Annotated in this window: 12 protein-coding genes and 1 riboswitch; of the genes, 2 read left to right on the top strand and 10 right to left on the bottom strand. The window is 73.9% G+C overall.

The window, feature by feature from the left end; all coding sequences use genetic code 11:
* Nucleotides 1–5: 5 nt before the first annotated feature.
* The 8 genes from cobC to ACIRB4_RS09695 all read right to left on the bottom strand — a co-directional run bounded on the left by cobC (nucleotide 6) and on the right by ACIRB4_RS09695 (nucleotide 10,114).
* Nucleotides 6–1,613 (bottom strand): Rv2231c family pyridoxal phosphate-dependent protein CobC, encoded by a 1,608-nt coding sequence (gene cobC / locus ACIRB4_RS09660; protein ID WP_403289683.1) that lies wholly within the window; start codon nucleotides 1,611–1,613, stop codon nucleotides 6–8.
* Between the two features lie 59 nt (nucleotides 1,614–1,672).
* On the bottom strand, nucleotides 1,673–3,106 hold the full coding sequence (locus ACIRB4_RS09665) for a cobyrinate a,c-diamide synthase (RefSeq protein ID WP_403289537.1): 1,434 nt from the start codon (nucleotides 3,104–3,106) through the stop codon (nucleotides 1,673–1,675).
* Nucleotides 3,100–3,708: a cob(I)yrinic acid a,c-diamide adenosyltransferase gene (cobO, locus tag ACIRB4_RS09670; RefSeq protein WP_189950455.1), complete on the bottom strand. Its 609-nt coding sequence runs from the start codon at nucleotides 3,706–3,708 to the stop codon at nucleotides 3,100–3,102. Before cobO ends, ACIRB4_RS09665 begins: the two co-directional genes overlap by 7 nt.
* Complete coding sequence (locus ACIRB4_RS09675; protein WP_403289538.1) at nucleotides 3,708–5,762, bottom strand: putative cobaltochelatase; 2,055 nt, start codon at nucleotides 5,760–5,762, stop codon at nucleotides 3,708–3,710. The genes cobO and ACIRB4_RS09675 overlap by 1 nt, the downstream gene beginning before the upstream one ends.
* Before the next feature lie 49 nt (nucleotides 5,763–5,811).
* Entirely contained in the window at nucleotides 5,812–7,332 is a 1,521-nt protein-coding gene (locus ACIRB4_RS09680; protein WP_403289540.1) for a cobyric acid synthase, read from the bottom strand.
* Nucleotides 7,329–8,309: a cobalamin biosynthesis protein gene (locus ACIRB4_RS09685; protein WP_403289541.1), complete on the bottom strand. Its 981-nt coding sequence runs from the start codon at nucleotides 8,307–8,309 to the stop codon at nucleotides 7,329–7,331. The genes ACIRB4_RS09680 and ACIRB4_RS09685 overlap by 4 nt, the downstream gene beginning before the upstream one ends.
* Nucleotides 8,310–8,342: 33 nt before the next feature.
* A riboswitch (cobalamin riboswitch) is annotated at nucleotides 8,343–8,485 on the bottom strand.
* A 138-nt stretch (nucleotides 8,486–8,623) separates the two neighbouring features.
* Nucleotides 8,624–8,845: a hypothetical protein gene (locus ACIRB4_RS09690; RefSeq protein WP_403289543.1), complete on the bottom strand. Its 222-nt coding sequence runs from the start codon at nucleotides 8,843–8,845 to the stop codon at nucleotides 8,624–8,626.
* 18 nt (nucleotides 8,846–8,863) lie between these two features.
* Entirely contained in the window at nucleotides 8,864–10,114 is a 1,251-nt protein-coding gene (locus ACIRB4_RS09695; protein WP_403289545.1) for an anion permease, read from the bottom strand.
* A gap of 361 nt (nucleotides 10,115–10,475) precedes the next feature.
* On the opposite strand from ACIRB4_RS09695, the gene ACIRB4_RS09700 reads away from it, so the two are divergent.
* Nucleotides 10,476–11,603 carry an alpha/beta hydrolase gene (locus ACIRB4_RS09700; protein WP_403289547.1) on the top strand — a complete coding sequence of 376 codons (1,128 nt, stop codon included), beginning with the start codon at nucleotides 10,476–10,478 and terminating at the stop codon, nucleotides 11,601–11,603.
* Between the two features lie 88 nt (nucleotides 11,604–11,691).
* Nucleotides 11,692–13,098, top strand: coding sequence for a hypothetical protein (locus ACIRB4_RS09705; protein WP_403289548.1), 1,407 nt, complete (start codon nucleotides 11,692–11,694; stop codon nucleotides 13,096–13,098).
* A 39-nt stretch (nucleotides 13,099–13,137) separates the two neighbouring features.
* On the opposite strand, the gene ACIRB4_RS09710 is transcribed toward ACIRB4_RS09705, so the two are convergent.
* Nucleotides 13,138–13,539, bottom strand: a complete 402-nt coding sequence (locus ACIRB4_RS09710; protein WP_403289550.1) for a VOC family protein — start codon at nucleotides 13,537–13,539, stop codon at nucleotides 13,138–13,140.
* A gap of 71 nt (nucleotides 13,540–13,610) precedes the next feature.
* On the bottom strand, nucleotides 13,611–14,501 hold the full coding sequence (locus ACIRB4_RS09715; protein ID WP_403289551.1) for a neutral zinc metallopeptidase: 891 nt from the start codon (nucleotides 14,499–14,501) through the stop codon (nucleotides 13,611–13,613).
* Between the last annotated feature and the right edge of the window lie 19 nt (nucleotides 14,502–14,520).

Below are 14,520 nucleotides of genomic sequence, written 5' to 3' on the forward strand. Positions count from 1 at the left end.
CGCTCCTAACCCTCGATCAGCAGCGCCTGGTCCAGGGCCTGCAGAAAGCAGTTCGTCGTCGTCCGGTCGCGGACCGCCAGCCTCAGCCAGTTCCGGTCCAGGCCCGGGAACGTGTCGCCGCGTCGCACCGCGAACCCCAGCGCCCGCAGCCGCTCCCGTACCGCGTCCGCCCGCTCGATCCGGATCAGCACGAACGGCCCCTCCGCCGCCGACACCGTCCGGACCTCGTCGAACTCCGCGAGTCCGGCGAGCAGATGCGCCCGCTCCACGCCGATCCGGTGCGCCGCGTGCTCCGCCTCCGCCAGCGCGGGCCGCGACATGCACGCCTCCGCCGCCACCAGCGCCGGTGTCGACACCGGCCACAGCGGCTGCGCCCGTTCGAGAGCGGCGATCGTCTCCGGCTCGGCGAGGACATAGCCGATCCGCAGCCCCGCCAGCCCCCAGGTCTTCGTCAGGCTCCGCAGCACCACCAGACCCGGCGTGTCCGTCCGCCCGGCCAGCGCCTCCCGCTCGCCCGGCACCGCGTCCAGGAACGCCTCGTCCACCACCAGCGTCCGCCCCGGCCGCGCCAGCGAGGCGATCGTCTCCGCCGGGTGCAGCACGGACGTCGGATTCGTCGGGTTCCCGATCACCACCAGGTCCGCCTCCTCCGGCACCATCGCCGGATCGAGCCGGAAGCCGTCCTTCTCGCGCAGCAGCACCCGGCCCACCTCGTGCCCGGCGTCACGCAGCGCCGCCTCAGGCTCGGTGAACTGCGGATGCACCACGACCGGCCGCCGCACCGGCAGCGCCCGCGCCAGCAGCACGAACGCCTCCGCCGCACCGGCCGTGAGCAGCACCCGCCGCGGCGACAGATCGTGCCGCTCGGCGATCGCAGCCCGCGCGGCCCGCCCGTCGGGGTAGAGCGCGAGACTCGTCAACGAGGCCGCGATCCGCTCCCGCAACCACTCCGGCGGCGTGTTCGTACGGACGTTGACCGCGAGGTCGATCAATTTCTCGTCCCGTATCTCGGCGTCACCGTGATGACGCAGATCATGGGCATCGGAGTGCGTATGCGTATACATGGCCGCCGTCGGGTGATGAGTGGGGGGTGTACGGAGCTCGGGGACCGGGTCGAACGCCGCCTTCCCAGCGGTGTACCCGTGTCCCTGGGGCAACAACCGTGCGGCGATGGACTCTTCGTTCGTCACAAACGGGAGAGAACGGGCGATAGCGCATGTAACGCCGCGTGTTTTCCGTTTCGGTACGAGAAGTTGGGCCCCCACGCCCGTGCCCGTCCCCACGCCCGTCCCGGCCAGAGCCGACGCGCCCGCGAGCGCCGCCGCCTCCGCCACGGAAGCCGTCCCCGTCGCCGCCAGAGGCACCGGCGACGGATGCGGCACGGACACGGAGGCCAGCACCTCGGACCCGAACGCCCGTACCGGCACCCCCCAGCGCTCCGCCGTCCCCACGATCCCCGGCTCCTCGGCCCGCGCGTCCAGCGTGGCCAGCGCCACCACGTCCGCGACCGTCAGACCCGCCTCCGCCAGGGCCCGCCCCACCAGGCCGGCCACCTCGTCCACCGACACGCCCGAACGGGCCCCGACGCCCACCACGACGGCGCCCGCACCGATCCCCGCACGGTGGAGCGCGTGGCCCTCATCCGGCTCGTGGTGGGCGTCACCGGCCGAACTCACGCCGCGGGCCCGTTCGCACAGTGGTCGACGAACCGCACGGCCGCCTCGGGCGCACCGGCCCAGTGGGTGTGCACATAACTCGCGTGCACCCCCCGCTGCACGAACCCCTCCAGACGCCGCTCCGGCTGCCGCAGCCCCCAGGCCGCCGCCGCGCCCGCACCCGGCTCGATCACGGTCCGGTGGAACTCGTGCCCGCGCATCCGCGTACCGGCCGCGGCCAGCGAACTGTCGCTGACGGCCACGGCGTCCCGGTAGCCGAGCGTCAGGCGTGACGACATCCGCGCGTCCGCGTCGAGCACCCCGCACATCGGCGTCCCGTCGAGCGAGCGCGCGAGGTACAGCAGCCCGGCGCACTCGGCGGCCACGGGCGCCCCCGACCGGGCCAGCTCGGCGACGGCCTTGCGCAGCGGCTCGTTGGCGGACAGCTCGGAGCCGTACATCTCGGGAAAACCGCCTCCGATGACGAGCCCGCTCGTCCCCTCGGGAAGGCTCTCGTCCCGCAACGGATCGAACGTGACGACCTCGGCCCCGGCGGCGGTGAGCAGCTCAGCATGCTCGGCGTACGAGAACGTGAACGCGGCGCCTCCGGCGACGGCGACCACCGGCCTGGTTGTGGGCATACGTTCCGCAGGGGCGAGGGGGGTCCCCCCGGACGAAGTCCGGGGGAGGGCGGGCACAACCCCGCCACCGGCGGTCAGCCGCTCGACGACGTCAGGTGTCCACGCCTCGGCGTGCAGTTCGGGCGCCGACCGCGCCAAGGCCAGAAGCGCGTCCAGGTCGCACCCGGCACGGACCTGCGCCGCCTGCGCGGCCACCGCCTCCACCGCCGCGGCCTGTCGCTCGGCCACCGGCACGAGGCCCAGGTGCCGCGACGGCGTCGCCACGGCGGGCGCCCTCCGCAGCACGCCGAGCACCGGCACCCCCGACTCGCCCAGAGCCTCCCGCAGCAGGTGCTCGTGCCGGTCGGTCGCGACCTTGTTCAGGATCACCCCGCCGATCCGCACCTCCGGGTCCCAGGACGCGAACCCGTGCACCAGCGCCGCCACCGACCGCGACTGCGACGAGGCGTCGACGACGAGCACCACCGGCGCCTTCAGCAACTTCGCGACCTGCGCGGTGGAGGCCAGTTCGCCCTGGTCCGCGGCGCCGTCGTACAGGCCCATGACGCCCTCGACGACCGCCAGGTCGCAGCCGCGCGACCCGTGCGCGAAGAGCGGCGCGACCAGACCCGTACCGCACATGTACGCGTCGAGGTTCCGGCCCGGGCGGCCGGTGGCCAGCGCGTGGTAGCCGGGGTCGATGTAGTCCGGTCCCACCTTGTGCGGGGAGACCGCCAGACCACGGCCGGCGAACGCGGCCATCAGGCCGGTCGCGACCGTGGTCTTGCCCGCGCCGGAGGACGGCGCGGCGATGACGAGACGTGCTACCACTCGATGCCCCGCTGGCCCTTCTGGCCGGCGTCCATCGGATGTTTCACCTTCGACATGTCGGTGACGAGATCCGCGAAGTCGACCAGCTCCTGCGGCGCGTTGCGGCCGGTGATGACGACATGCTGCTGCCCGGGGCGGTCGCGCAGCACCTCCACGACCTCCTTCACGTCGATCCAGCCCCAGTGCAGCAGGTAGGCGAACTCGTCGAGGACGTAGAACTTGTACCTCTCCTCGGCGAGGTCCCGCTTGACCTGCTCCCAGCCCTCGCGCGCCTTGTCCTCGTGCGACTGCTCGCCCTCGGCGACCTCGCGCTGGATCCAGGACCAGCCCTCGCCCATCTTGTTCCAGGTGACGGTCCCGCCCTTGCCGGTCTCACCGAGCGCCTTGAGGGCGTTCTCCTCGCCGACCTTCCACTTGGCGGACTTGACGAACTGGAACACCCCGATCGGCCAGCCCTGGTTCCAGGCGCGCAGCGCCATGCCGAAGGCGGCGGTCGACTTCCCCTTGCCGACGCCCGTGTGCACCATCACCAGCGCGCGGTTGCGGCGTTGACGGGTGGTGAGTCCGTCGTCGGGTACGACGGTCGGCTGTCCCTGCGGCATTACGCGGCCCTCCTGGTTGTCTGTCCTGCTGCCTGTACGTCTCGGACCAGCCCGGCGATCGAGTCGGCGCGCAGCTCGTCCAAGGTCACGGCCGTGCCGCCCAGTTCACGGGCGAGGTCCCCGGCGAGCCCGAGCCGCACCGGACCGCTCTCGCAGTCCACCACGACGGCCGCCGTGCCGTCGGCGGCGTGCAGCCGCGCGGCACGGGCGGCGAGCGCCACCGGGTCGGCGCCGCCGCCGGTCGCCCGGCCGTCGGTCACGACGACGAGCAGCGGGCGGCGCGAGGGGTCGCGCAGCCGCTCCACGCGGAGCACGTCGTGCGCCTTGAGCAGCCCTGCCGACAGGGGCGTACGCCCACCCGTCGGGAGCTGTTCCAGCCGGGCCGCGGCCGCGTCCACGGACGAGGTCGGCGGCAGCGCGACCTCGGCGTCCCGGCCCCGGAAGGTCACCAAGCCGACCTTGTCGCGCCGCTGGTAGGCGTCGAGGAGGAGCGAGAGCACGGCTCCCTTGACGGCGCTCATCCGCTGCCGTGCCGCCATCGAGCCGGACGCATCGACGGCGAACAGCACCAGATTGCCCTCGCGGCCCTCGCGGGTGGCCTGCCGCAGGTCGTCCCGCCGCACCACCAGGCCCGGGCCCGAACGCCCGCGCACCTTCTGATGCGGAGCCGCGGCGTGCACGGTCGCCGCCAGGTGCAGCTTGGTCAGCGCCCCGCGCGGCCGTACGGCACCGGTCGTCCTGCCGTGCTCGGTACGGGCCCGGGAGCGGCGCCCGGCCGCCCCCTCGCCGAGCCCGGGCACGCTGAGCATCTTCGTACGGAAGGGCTCGGCGGCCTTGACGGCGGCGCGCTCTCCGGCGCCGGGGCCGCCCTGCGAGGGCGCGGGCTCAGGGGCTGGGGACTCCGCCGGAGCCTCGTCCGGCCCGGCGTCCGGCCCGGCGTCGCGCGGGGCGCCGTCGGGGCCGCCGCCCTGCGGAGGCACGCCCCCGCCCCCGCCGCCGTCGGGGCCGCCGTCACCGGGTCCCGGGTCCGGGTCCGGGTCCTCGTCCTTGAACCGCTCCAGGGTCTCGTCGAGCTTGTCCTCGTCGAGACCGGGCGCGTCGAAGGGGTTGCGGCGCCTGCGGTGCGGGAGGGCGAGCAGCGCCGCCTGCCGTACGTCGTCGGAGGTGACGTCCGTCCGGCCCGCCCACGCGGCGAGCGCGGTCGCCGTACGGGCCATGACGATGTCGGCGCGCATGCCGTCCACCTCGAACGCGGCGCACGTCGCGGCGATCTGGAGGAGGGCCGCGTCCCCGAGCGCCACCCTCGGCAGCAGCGCCCGCGCGGCCGCGATCCGGTCCCGCAGCGCGCTCTCCTCGCCCGCCCAGCGTGCGGCGAAGGAGGCCGGATCGTCGTCGAACGCGAGCCGGCGGCGCACGACCTCGACCCGCTGCCCGGGCTCCCGCGAGGCGGCGACCTCGACGGTCAGCCCGAAGCGGTCCAGCAACTGCGGTCGCAGCTCGCCCTCTTCGGGGTTCATCGTGCCCACCAGCAGGAACCGGGCCGCGTGCCGTACGGAGACGCCCTCGCGCTCCACGTACGAGGAGCCCATGGCGGCCGCGTCGAGCAGCAGGTCGATCAGGTGGTCGTGGAGGAGGTTGACCTCGTCGACGTAGAGGATCCCGCGGTGGGCGTCCGCGAGCAGCCCCGGCTCGAACGCCTTCACGCCCTCCGCGAGGGCCCGCTCGATGTCCAGCGCGCCCACGAGCCGGTCCTCGGAGGCGCCGACGGGCAGCTCGACCATCCGCGCGGGACGCGTGGCGGCCGGCGCGGGCTCGTGCGGCCCGTCCGGGCAGCCCGGGTCGGGGGAGACCGGATCGCAGCTGAACCGGCAGCCCGCCACGACCGGCACCTCGGGCAGCAGGTCCGCGAGAGCGCGGACGGCCGTGCTCTTGGCGGTGCCCTTCTCGCCGCGTACGAGGACACCGCCCACCGCCGGGCTGACGGCGTTCAGCAGCAACGCCAGCCGCAGGTCGTCCATGCCGACGACGGCGGTGAACGGATACCGGGTGCTCATCGGGCAGTCACTCCTTCAAGGTCAGACCGCTGACGGTCGGCCGGCGCGCTCACGGCGCACCCGGCGGGATGAACGGCAGGCCGGGCAGCGGGCCGTCCTCGATCAGGCGCAGCAACGCGTCCGTGTCCGCGTGTTCCTCGATCAGATCGCCGAGGCGGTCCAGCTGCTCCTCGCGCAGCGTGCCGAAGCTCGTGTCCGGCGCGGGCACGAAACGCCGCCCCGCCGCCGCCGCGACCTCCCGCAGGAACGCGCGGCGGAAACCGTCGCTCTCCAGCGAGCCGTGCCAGTGCGTGCCCCAGACGGAGCCGACCCGGCAGCCGTCCAGGAACGGCTCGCCGCCCAGGACCTCGGCGACGCCGTGGTGGATCTCGTACCCCTCCACCCGCTCGCCGAGGGCCTCGCCGACCGGCCGGGCCAGGGTCTTCTCGGGCGCGAACCGGACCCGTACGGGCAGCAGCCCGAGCCCGTCCACGGAGCCCGCCTTCGACTCGACCTCGTCCTCGATGTGCGCGCCGAGGGCCTGGAAGCCGCCGCAGATGCCGAGCACCGGCCGGCCCTCCGCCGCCCGCCGCGCCAGCGCGTCCGCCAGTCCGCGCTCCCGCAGCCACGCCAGCGCCTTCACCGTCCCGCGCGTCCCCGGCACCACCACCAGGTCGGCGTCGACGAGCTCCTCGGCGCGGTCCACGAACCGCACCACGACGCCCGGTTCGGCCGCCAGCGCGTCCACGTCCGTGAAGTTCGACATCAGCGGTACGGCACACACGGCCACCCGCAGCACGTCCGCGCCGACGGGCGGCGCCACGACCGACTCCCGGACCGCGCCCCGCAGGGAGACCCGCAGGCCGTCCTCCTCGTCGATGCCGAGCCCGTGCGCGTACGGCAGCACACCGAACGTCCGGCGTCCGGTCAGGTCGTACAGCATGTCGAGGCCGGGCTCCAGCAGCGAGACGTCGCCCCGGAACTTGTTCACGAGATAGCCCGCGATCAGCTCCTGGTCCTCGGGGGCGAGCAGCGCCGTCGTCCCGAAGAACTGGGCGAACACCCCTCCCCGGTCGATGTCGCCGACCACCAGCACGGGCAGCCGCGCGGCCCGCGCGATGCCCATGTTCACGATGTCCGTGCGCCGCAGGTTGATCTCGGCCGGACTGCCCGCCCCCTCGCAGATCACGGCGTCATAGCTGCCCCGCAGCTCCTCCAGGCACGCGAGGACCGGCTCGAACAGCTCCTTCTGCCGCCCCCCGTGGTAGCCACGGGCGCTCAGCTCACCCACGGGCTTGCCCATCAGCACGACCTGGCTGGAGCGGTCGCTGCCCGGCTTCAGCAGGACCGGGTTCATCAGCGCCGTCGGCTCCACCCGCGCGGCCTGCGCCTGCATCGCCTGCGCCCGGCCGATCTCCGCGCCCTCCCGGGTCACGAAGGAGTTCAGGGACATGTTCTGGCCCTTGAACGGCGCCACCCTCACGCCCTTGCGGACCAGCCAGCGGCAGATCCCGGCCGTGACGACGCTCTTGCCCGCGTCGGACGTGGTCCCCGCGACCAGCAGCCCGCCTCCCCGCGGTCCGCTCCTCATGCGCTCCTCCGCTTCATGGCGCCCACCACGATCCTTCCGGCCACACAGGCCGCCAGCGTCAGTCCGGTCACCCGGCGCGACAGCCGTACGGCCCGTTCGATGTCCGCCACTTCCACGTCGCGGCCCGCAGCGTTGAGCACCGGCCGGTGCTCGACCCGTCCGCCGTACGAGAGCGTCCCGCCGAGCCGTACGCCGAGCGCTCCCGCGAACGCGGCCTCGACCGGGCCGGCGTTGGGGCTCGGGTGCCTGCCCGCGTCGGCCCGCCATGCCCGGACCGCGCCACGGGGGTCGCCGCCCGCGACGGTCGCGAGCGCGGCCGTCAGCCGCGCCCCCGGCCAGCCGGCCACGTCGTCGAGGCGGGCGGAGGCCCAGCCGAAGCGGCGGTACTTCGGGGACTTGTGCCCGACCATCGCGTCCAGGGTGTTCACGGCCCGGAAGCCGACGAGGCCCGGGACCCCGGCGACCGCGCCCCAGACCAGGGCGCCGACGACCGCGTCGGAGGTGTTCTCGGCGACGGACTCCACGACCGCGCGGGCCATCGCCGGGCCGTCCAGGGCCTGCGGGTCGCGGCCGCACAGATGTGGCAGCCGCTCGCGGGCCACCTCCAGGTCGCCTGCGGCCAGCGCCCCGCCGATGGCACGGGCCTCCCGGCCCAGCGTCGTACCGCCGACGACCGCCCACACGGAGGCAGCGGTCAGGGCGGCGGAGGCGAGGGGGCGGTCGCGGACGGCGCGTGCGGCGAGCGCCGCGGCTCCGGCGGCGCCGCCCGCGCAGACGGCGGTGTGCAGCGCGCCCCACCCGCGGTGGTCGCGCAGGAGAAGTCGTTCGACGGCGCCGGCGGCCTGCCCGAATCCGGCGACCGGATGGCCGCGGCGCGGGTCGCCGATCAGCAGGTCCGCGAGCAGGCCGGAGGCGGCTCCGTACGCGAAGACGCCCGTGGACGCGAATACACCGGTGGCAGCTCTGCGGCCAGGCATGGCGCTATGTCCTCACTCAGGGTCCGCGCCCTGGCTCGACGTGACCGGCGGTGAGAGTTCCTGGCTCCCGGGGATCAGTTCCCCGGTCACAGTGGCGGGACCGCGCCGGATTCGCACCGGACTTCCTCTTCTGCCGCCGTAATGGCCCCGGAAGTCCACCACGCAGCGCGAACACCCGTCAACTCACCCCTGACCTGCGGCGGGAGAGTGTGCGAAGCCCCACAGCGCGGCCCCACGACGAAGCCTCCCCACACGACGGCTGGGCGTGCCGCACCTTCCGGTGCGGCACGCCCAGCCGTGAGTGGGTCGATCGGTCAGACGACGATCAGATAGATGCCGTACGCGACGGCCGCCGCGCACAGGGCGAAGCAGGCGTAGGCGCCGGTGCGCGCGAGGGCGGCGGAGCCTCCCTGGGCCGAGGCCCGCTCCTGCTTGGAGAGGCCGACGATGCCGAGGGTGAACAGGCCCACGAGGGCGACGGTCGCCACGAGGCTGACTCCGAAGACGGAGCCGAGAGCTGCCCAGTCGATCTTCATGCTGATGTCTCTCGTTCCTTAGACCGTCGCCGTGGCGGCCGGGGCGGCCGGGTCGGTGGGAGCCGGCGCGGGGATGGTGGTCTTCAGGTCGTCGGTGAGGGTCCCGGCCGGGGGCGGGGTGACGGCCGCGATGGCGGTGGTCACGACGCCGGGGGCCTCGGCCTCGGTCTCGGTCTCGTTGACGTTGGTGTGGTCGACGACCTGGCGGCGGGAGATGAACCAGATCGCGGTGCAGGAGGCGATCAGGAAGGCGGCGACGGCGATGACGCCCCAGGTGCCCTGCCGGGTGACGTACTCCGAGAGCGCGGCGACCAGGCCGGCGGCGGGGAGGGTCAGGCCCCAGGCGACGAACATCCGGGTGGCGGTGGACCAGCGGACCACCCCGCCCTTGCGGCCCAGGCCCGCGCCCATGACGGCGCCGGAGCAGGAGTGCGTGGTCGACAGGGAGAAGCCGAGGTTGGAGGAGCTCAGGATGACGGCCGCGGCGCTGGTCTGGGCGGCGAAGCCCTGCTGCGGCTGGAGGTCCGTGAGGCCCTTGCCCATGGTGCGGATGATGCGCCAGCCGCCCAGGTAGGTGCCGAGGGCGATGGCCAGACCGGCGGAGACGATGACCCAGACCGGCGGGTTGGAGCCCGGGACCAGGATGCCGCCGGCGACCAGGGCCAGCGTGATGATGCCCATCGTCTTCTGGGCGTCGTTGGTGCCGTGGGCGAGCGAGACGAGACCGGCGGAGGCGATCTGACCCGCGCGGTAGCCCTTGTCGGTGGTCTTCCGGTCGGCGTTCCTGCCGAGCCGGTACGTCAGCCGGGAGGCGAGCATCGCGGCGAGGCCGGCGACCAGCGGAGCGGCGATGGCCGGGATGAGGACCTTGGTGACGACCACGCCGCCGTTGACGCCGCCGAGACCGACCGAGGCGATCGTCGCGCCGATGAGGCCGCCCATGAGGGCGTGGGACGAGCTGGACGGCAGTCCGACCAGCCAGGTCAAAAGGTTCCAGAGGATTGCGCCGACGAGCGCGGCGAAGATGACTTCGGGCTGGATGCCCTCTTCGTTCACCAGACCGCTGGAGATCGTCTTGGCGACCTCCACGGAGAGGAACGCGCCGACCAGGTTCAGCACGGCGGACATGGCCACCGCCGTCTTGGGCTTCATCGCGCCGGTCGAGATGGTGGTCGCCATCGCGTTGGCGGTGTCGTGGAAACCGTTCGTGAAATCGAACACGAGAGCTGTCACGACCACAATCGTGAGCAGCAGCGTGATGTGTTCCATTTACCCAGGCAATCGTTTGACGTCAGTGGCTCGTCGAACGTAGGCAACCTGGGTGAACGGAAGATGAACTGGGCCGGGCGGTGTGGTGACCCGAACCGGTGCCAGGGCATTCCGCTTAGCGGTCCGGGAGGGCCCGCACGTCCACGATGTGGACCCGTGCGACCCGGGGTAAGCCATGCGGTTACGGGGCGGACCGGACATCCGTCACGCGCGTCCCTCGCGCCCCGTGTCAGCACGTGGACGCCGGCGGACCGGATCAGTCGACCGAGGGACCCCCGGAAGTGATCCACGTCACCCTCAGGTGGACGCCGTACCGGTGCGCCGGGTGGCGGCCCGTCCCCGCCCTGACCACACTGGGACGGTGCGCCCGGCTCACGCGGCGGCAGCGGCCGTCACCACTCTGATCGGTGTCGGCGCGGCCGCGGTGGCGGCCGGCCGGTACGCGGGCGACGCCGCCCTCAAGGCCGCGTCCGGACGGCCCCTGCCCGGCGACCCCCGGCTCACCGTGCACGAAACCGGCCCCGGCAGAATCACCCTCACCCGAAGCCTCGCCTCCCTGCGCCCCGGCACGTACGGCATCGAGGGCCCCGACTTCCACGGATTCGTCGGGCCGGTCCTCGACCGGGTCCCGCACACCGCCGACACCGTCGTACGCCGTCTGGAGCGGGTCGAGCTCGGCACGCTCCGGCCCGGCGCCCGGGTCAGGCTCACCCCGGAGCTGCACTCCGGCACCCCCCGCACCGCGCTCGGGGTCGAATACGAGGATGTCGAGATCCCCGGCGAACTCGGCACCCTGCCCGGCTGGCTGATCCCCGCCCCCCGCCCCACCTGGGTGATCGCCCTCCACGGCATCGGGACCACCCGCCGACACCCCCTCAATCTCGTCCCCTTCCTCTCCCGCCGGCAGATCCCCGTCCTCTGCGTCGCCTACCGTGGCGACGAGGACGCGCCCCGCTCCCCGGACGGCATCGGCCACCTCGGCGACTCGGAGTGGCGGGACGTCGACGCCGCCATCCGCTACGCCGTCCGCCGGGGCGCCGGCGAGGTCGTGCTGCACGGCTGGGGGACCGGCGCCACGATGGCCTTGCACGCCGCCGCCCACTCCGGCGTACGGGACCGGATCCGCGGCGTCGTCCTCGACTCCCCGGTCCTCGACCAGGAGGCCACGCTGCGCAACCTCGCCGCGGCCCGCCGGGTCCCCGGACCGCTGCTGCCGCTCGCCGTCCGCGCCGCCCAGGGCAGGACGGGCCTGCGCGGCGACCGGCTCCGGGCGGTCGCTGACCCGGCCGCCCTGCGTGTGCCGGCCCTGGTCTTCCACGGCCCCGACGACACGATCGCCCCCTGGGAGGCTTCCCGAGAACTGGCCGCCGGCCGCCCCGACCTGGTCAGCCTTCAGACGGTACGGCACGCCCCGCACGCCGCCATGTGGAACGCCGATCCGCTCCGCTACGAAGAGGCCCTGCGGCGCTTCCTCACCCCCCTGCTGTAGGCCGCCGCGGACCGGTCCGTCACGGCGCGTATGACGGTGATCCCGTTTCCGATTGGGCTTTCGGGCCGTCAGCGGGAAGACTGCTCCCGTGACGTCTCGAAAGCCTGATGAGCAATTGGCGCGCAACTCCAGACTCCGACTCGTCCGTCCGCGGGCACTGGCCACCGCCCGACGGGCCGTGACGACGCGGCGCACCCGGCCGGCGCCGCGGCCGCCCGAGGGCACTCCGCCCCGCGCGGAACTGGCCCGCCAGGCACGGACCGTCCTCGCCGACGCCGTACGGATCGCCCGCTGGGCCGCCGTCGACCGCGAGGCCGACCTCACCGCTCCGGCCGGCCCCGAAGCCGTCTCCGCCCGGGAACGGGCCGCCGCCGCACTCCACCTGACGCCCGACCAGGTCAGGGCCGGCTGGGACCGCGCCCGGCTCGCCGGACTCGTCGAACTCCACGGCGCCACCGTCCGCCCCGGCTGGCGGCTGCACGCCTGGGACCGCGACGACTCCGCCGTCCTGCGCGGCTGGGTGGCCCTGTTCGACGCCTGGTCCCTGGTCCACCCGGCCCCCGAGGGCGTGCCCGCCGGCGCCGTCGCCGAGGTCGTCGAGGCCGTTCCCCAGGTCCTCTCCCTGCTCCAGCTCTCGGCCGGACCCGTGCTCGTCCCGGCCCTCCTCGACCTGCTGCGGCAACGCGTCGACGAGCTGCGCGAGGAGCGCTGCGAGGTTCCCGTCCAGGGATCCGCCGCCGACACGGGCGCCGCCGCGTCCGCCGCCGCCACCGACGGACTCCCCGCGCTGCTCGACTGGGCCCTGGAGGGCCTGGCCGCCGTCGGCGCCCTCACCCTGGGCACGGGCCAGGCCACCCTGACCCCGCTCGGCAACTGGGCGGTCTGGGTCAAGCTGGAGCAGATCTGCGTCGCCGCCCAGAGCCCGGCGGGCAACATCGAGCAGTCCGCCGAGGACATGCTCCGAGGCTGTGCCCGCCTCACCCCGGGCCCGGCCCGCGACGAGTACCGCGCGTGGCTCGCCGCCCGCACGCTCTCCAGCGCCGTCACCGAACTCCTGGCCGTCGCCCGTGGCGAGGACGCCCTGCTGCGCGGCCTCGCCTTCGAGGCGCTCCGGGTCGTGGGCGCCCCCGCCGAGGCCGAGGTCCGGGCAGCCGTCGAGGAGCCGTCGCTCCGTCCGTACGCCCTGCTCTGGCTCGCCGAGTACGACGGGGTCGACCCCGACGACGCCCCGGACGTGCTGACCCGGGAGGAGGCCACCTGGCTCTGGGTCGACACCGCCGCGGCCGTCGCCGACCACGGCGAGAGCGCGCTGCTCGTACGCCACCTCGACTCCGCCGTACAGGGCACGGTCCCGGCCCTGCTCGACGAGGTCCGCGCCGTGGGCCACCCGCGCACGGTCCAGGTCCTGGTCGCCCTCGCCGCGGCGCACCCCGACCCGGCCCTGGCCAAGGCCGTCCGCCGGGCGGCCTTCCAGGTCCACACCGGAAGGGTCTGAACGAGGGAGCGGGCCGTCGCTAGATCCGGCGATCAGGGTCTAGTCGGCGGCCCCCGGGGTGTACGTCCCGAAGCTCCAGACGTTGCCCTCGGCGTCACGGGCGATGTAGTCCCGCGAGCCGTAGTCCTGGTCCGTCGGCGGCATCACGATCTCGACCCCGTGCTGCACGGCCCGCGCGTGGTGTTCGTCCACATCGTCCACGTGGACGAAGACCGCGGCCGGGCCCGCGTCGGTCATCAGCTTGTCGAACTCGCTGCCGGTGCCCTTGCTGCCGAGCATCACCATGCCGTTGCCGTACGACAGCTCGGCGTGCACGATCTTGCCGTCCTCGCCCTCGTACACGGCGGTGTCGGTGAAGCCGAACGCCTCGGTGAGCAGCTTGATCGCCGCCTTGGCGTCGTCGTATGCCAGAGCCGGACAGATGTGGGGTGCCTCAGCCATCCCGATCACTCCTTCTCGTCGTCCACGTCGGAATGTGACCTGGATCTCAGTCTCGCAGTCGCCACCGACAATCAGCGGAAGGTGTCGCACCGCGCCATGTCGCCGGTCTCGAAGCCGGTGGAGAACCACCGCTGCCGCTGCGCCGCCGAGCCGTGCGTCCAGCTCTCCGGTGTCACCCGGCCCTGAAGCCTCTCCTGGATCCGGTCGTCGCCCACCGCGGCCGCCGCGTCGAGCCCGTCCCGGATGTCCGCTTCCGTCAGCCGGGTCAGCACCGGCCGACCGCTCTTCTCGTCCGGTGTGGTCGTCGCGTGGTGCGCCCACACCCCGGCGTAGCAGTCCGCCTGCAGTTCGACCCGTACGGCGGGCGAGTCGGCGCCCTGCCGGCCGTCCTGGGAGCGGGCGAGCGTGCCCATCGTGTTCTGCACATGGTGGCCGTACTCGTGCGCCACCACGTACGCCTGCGCGAACGGGCCGCCGCTCGCCCCGAACGTCGTCCTCAGCTCGTCGAAGAACCCCAGGTCCAGATAGACCCGCCGGTCGGCGGGGCAGTAGAACGGCCCGACCGCCGAGGTCGCCGTGCCGCAGGCCGTACCGACCCGCTCGGTGAACATCACCGTGCGCGCGTCGCCGTACCGTCCGCCCCGCCGGGTGTACTCCGCCCGCCAGAAGTCCTGCACGCTGTTGACGACCGCCACGATCCGGCAGTCCTCGCGGGCGTTCGCGTCGGCACCCGTCCGGCAGCTCCGCTCCACCTCGGCCATGGTCGACGAGGTCGCGACGGGCTCCGGGTCCCCGGACGACAGCCCCAGCTCCTCGGGTCCCACCCCGAAGAGGACGCCGAGGATCAGCGCGACGAGCCCGACGACACCGCCGCCGACGGTGGCCTTCCCGCCGGGGATGCGGCTGCCCCGTACGTCCCGCACCTCCGAGGTGTCCAGGCCGGCGTCGTCGTCGAACTGCATGGACCACCACCCTGCGCGT

The organism is Streptomyces sp. NPDC093600 (assembly GCF_044764755.1).
Taxonomy (GTDB): Bacteria; Actinomycetota; Actinomycetes; order Streptomycetales; family Streptomycetaceae; genus Streptomyces.